Source organism: Fundidesulfovibrio putealis DSM 16056 (assembly GCF_000429325.1).
Taxonomy (GTDB): domain Bacteria; phylum Desulfobacterota; class Desulfovibrionia; order Desulfovibrionales; family Desulfovibrionaceae; genus Fundidesulfovibrio; species Fundidesulfovibrio putealis.
The window spans coordinates 1-3632 of sequence record NZ_AUBQ01000028.1; the positions used below are offsets into that span (position 1 = coordinate 1).

Here is a 3632-nt window from a genome sequence, read left to right on the forward strand (position 1 = left end):
CCCGCCACAAACAGCCCCGTTTCACCTACCCAAGCAAGAAATAATCACGGTAAGTACACACTGTCAACGGGTGTTTACTTGAGACTCGGGCGATTTCTCCGGAAGGACAGGATTTTATTTTGAAAGTAGCCCGGTCAGAGTGACAGCCGTAGGCTTCCGGGCAATGTTGGCTTGCAGGTCGAGGAAGTGCCAGGCGGAGCAACGGCGGACGTGGTGCAGATCACGGCCAGGGACACGATGAAGGCTTTCATGGCTTTGCTCCGGGGCTTTTGGATTGAAAACTACCGTTCCCCCGGCTGCCGGGGGCTTTCAAAGCCTCAAGCCCCCCGCAGTCGGGGGAGCGGGACGGAACGCACGGCCACGGCGAAGCCGGAGCGGCAAGGAAGTGACAAGGCCGGAGGCTTTGCGGAGGGCTTGGCGCGATCTTGCAAGCGGATTGTGGCCGGGAGAGACGGACCAGACCGCCAGCCTGGAAGCGATTCGGCCCGGTCTTCCGGGCCAGGAGCTGGCTCAATCGTGGAGGGGGCCAGGGGGAATCATTCCCCTGGTGTGGGTTCGGGGGCAGGGCGGAGCCTTGCCCCGAAGGGCGTTATTTACGACCTTTAGCTATGTAATCAAAGAATTTTTTCTTTTCAGCCCTGTCTATTTTTGCATAATCGTAGTTGTAATTTTTCTTTAATGTCTCGTACAGTTCTTTTGCTGATTTGCCTTCTGCTGATTGAGCCCATTTTAAGTCATCGCTCATTTCCATTACTCGCATAGCAATTCTATCTATTTTGTCATCTTGTCCAATTCTTTCAAATGTGATTTCAGATTTGTAGTATATCCCTGCGACAATGATTGACACTATTGCTCCACTTATCCAGAATTGTATTGAAAATATTGGCCTTCCACTCCATGTTTCTATGAGTTTTTGCATGTGCTTTGATAGCATGTTGCTAGTTTCAATAGTCTTCTCATCCCTGGCAAGTAACTGTTCGTTGGCTTGATTTATTGATTTAGCTGCAATAGTTGCTTTTTCAGCAGCTTTTTCAAGTGTTTGTGTCTTTTGGTCGATAAAGGCGGCAAGCCGCATAAGGGTCTTCTCATCCATGACTACGGCTCCAGCTTGGCATTTTGCATGGCTGCATAGAACTCATTTAGGGATTTCACAACAGAATCATTAACGATAATAATAGGAAAGCCCTTTTCATGTAAAACAAAACTTCCGTTTTCGTCTTTTTTTAGTGATTTCATTACGGACATTCCTATGTTCATGACGTGATATGCAAAAGAATCTGCAAGTCCTGACAGAGTTTGTATTAATTTTTCTTCGTCGTATCCTTGCTTGAACCGGATAATTTGCTTTTCATCCTCCGAGTCATAGTCAATCTCGGCCAATCCAGCCTTGAGGATGGCCGCACCCAGGACGATCTTTCCCCGCGTCTCCCTCTTGCGGCGTCTTTCCGCCGCCTTCTTTCGGAGCTTGGCCCGGTAGTCGCTGATGGATTTCTTTGTCCGTTCGACCTCGGCTTGAAGCTGTTCCTTCTTGGCAAGAAGTTTGGCCTCTTGGGTGGTCTTTGCCTGTCCTGCCGCCAGAATTTCAGCGGCACGGTCATCGAGTGTTTTTGGCTGTTCGGCTGTCATGGTCGAGGATGAAGCACAGAGGCCAAGGACTTGTCAAGATGTGTGCCGTGGTGCTATCCGGCTCACTGTCTTCAGTGCGCACTTATGTGTTTCGCTGCGCGAAACGTGCGCCAGGGCTACGCCCTGGACCAAAAGGCAGAAAGGCAAAAATCCCACGATCATGGCAATCTATCACTGCAACATCTCCAACGTCGGCAAAGCCTCCGGTAGCGCGTGCGCCAAGCATCAGTACGTCACGCGGGAAGGCAAGTACGCCTTTGGAGAAGGGGAAGAATCCGACCTCGCGCACACCCACAGCGCGAACATGCCACGATGGGCCGAAGAGAACCCGCAAGCCTACTGGAAGGCCGCGGACGAGTTCAGCCGAGCCAACGCCCAGGTATGCAAAGAGGTCCGGTTCGCCTTGCCCAGGGAGCTCAACCGGGAACAGCAGATAGAGCTTGCCCGGAGCTACGCCCAGCGCATGAGCCAGGCCGAGGGGGGAAGGCATCCCTACACTCTGGGCATCCATGACGACGGGACGAACCCACACGCCCACTTGCAGCTTTCGGCCAGCATCAACGACGGCATCGAGCGGGAGCCAGAACAGTGGTTCAAGCGGTACAACGGAAAGACCCCAGAGCGGGGCGGGGCCAGGAGATCGCCCGACTTCCACGACAAGGAATTTATAGAGCGGGCGCGGGTTTCGTGGGAACAGGAAGCCAATCAGGCGTTAGAGCGGGCCGGGCATGAAGCCCGGATAAGTCGTCTCACCCTGGAAGAACAGGGCATCGAGCGGACGCCTCAGATCCACGTGGGCTACCGAGATCCGGCCCGGCCAGAGGTCCACGACATGAGGTCGGCCAGGAATATGGACATTCAGGCCGGAAACGCCCGGCACGTCCAGGAAGTGGGCCACCTGGGGCGGGCCGAGCAGGAGCTTGCCACCCTCAACCGAGAGCTTGAAGCCATCCGGGCCAAGCAGGCTCAGGAGCAGGGGCAAGGACTTCGCCACAGCCACAGTCAGCCCCAGGCGCAAGCCCCGCCCCTCACCTGGGAGGAGATGCAAGCGCAGCTGAAGCAGCAGATCGCGGAGATGGAAAAGAAGATCACGGCCATGGAAGGCGTGAACAAGCCCCAACAGGCCCCGCACGTCGCGCAGCAGCCGAAGCCGGGCGGCAGTCCAAAGCCCCAGGCCGAGGCCGTGAAGGTGGAGGCGCCACGCGCCGGCCAGAATCAGCCCCCCCCGATTGAGCAGCCCACCGCGCACGTTCAGGAACCCACGAGGGCGGCACAGGCCCCGGAAGTGAAGCCCGAAGCCTCGCAGGCTCACCGGAAAGCGACCCCGGAGCCACGCCCCCAGGTGGACCAGGTTGAGCGCCAGGCGTCAGCGGCGAAGGTCGAGACGCCCACGCCCGCACCGTCCAGATCGGCCACTTCCAAGCCGGAAACGGACAACCAGGTCAAAGCCACACCTTCACAGCAGAAGCCTTTCAAGTCAGAGGCACAGCTTAACGAGCATATCAAGAATATGGATGCTGAAATCGTCTATGGGAAGCCTGTTGTTTCTGAAGACGAGATAAGCAGAATGGAGAAAGAGTTTAAGGTGTTTGAGAAGCAAGCTATTGAAAAGGAAGATGCAACAATAGAGCTTGGGAAGTATGGTATTGAATGGTGCGAAAGTGCGCATAAAACATATCAGTCCGTCAAAGAGTATCAGAAGCAAGAAGCAAAGATGAAAGGTCTTGGCGCTGCTGTTGAAAGAGCGAGCCAGAAAAAGGATGTTAGCGGCGTTGATATGGTAAAATATGAAGGTAAAAATAGCGCCTTAAAGGCGGTGTCAACGCTTTATAATGTGGCGCATATGAACCTTAAAGATTGCGCTGTGAATTTATGCAAGAATGTAGCATATAAAGCCGTGGAAAATTACTTAGCTGCCACGTGCCCAGGTGCTTCCCTGGCATTGGCAGCAGTGAGAGCCCTTGGTCTGAAGAAGGACCTTGTGCAGGCGGCTACCCCTGTCGGGG

At 54.6% G+C, this 3632-nt stretch carries 3 protein-coding genes; 1 reads left to right on the forward strand and 2 read right to left on the reverse strand.

Annotated features, from left to right (window positions below; translation table 11 throughout):
* Positions 1–589: 589 nt before the first annotated feature.
* Both G453_RS0116715 and G453_RS0116720 read right to left on the reverse strand, forming a co-directional pair.
* Entirely contained in the window at positions 590–1093 is a 504-nt protein-coding gene (locus G453_RS0116715) for a hypothetical protein (protein ID WP_027191964.1), read from the reverse strand.
* Between the two features lie 2 nt (positions 1094–1095).
* On the reverse strand, positions 1096–1626 hold the full coding sequence (locus tag G453_RS0116720) for a hypothetical protein (protein ID WP_027191965.1): 531 nt from the start codon (positions 1624–1626) through the stop codon (positions 1096–1098).
* A 160-nt stretch (positions 1627–1786) separates the two neighbouring features.
* On the opposite strand from G453_RS0116720, the gene G453_RS26625 reads away from it, so the two are divergent.
* The coding region (locus tag G453_RS26625) for a MobA/MobL family protein (RefSeq protein ID WP_169725359.1) at positions 1787–3632 on the forward strand (1846 nt) is incomplete at its 3' end.

Bases quoted from the DNA above. Each gene is read 5' to 3' on its own strand.
- G453_RS0116715 (WP_027191964.1), bottom strand. From the start codon at position 1,093: ATGGATGAGAAGACCCTTATGCGGCTTGCCGCCTTTATCGACCAAAAG.
- G453_RS0116720 (WP_027191965.1), bottom strand. From the start codon at position 1,626: ATGACAGCCGAACAGCCAAAAACACTCGATGACCGTGCCGCTGAAATT.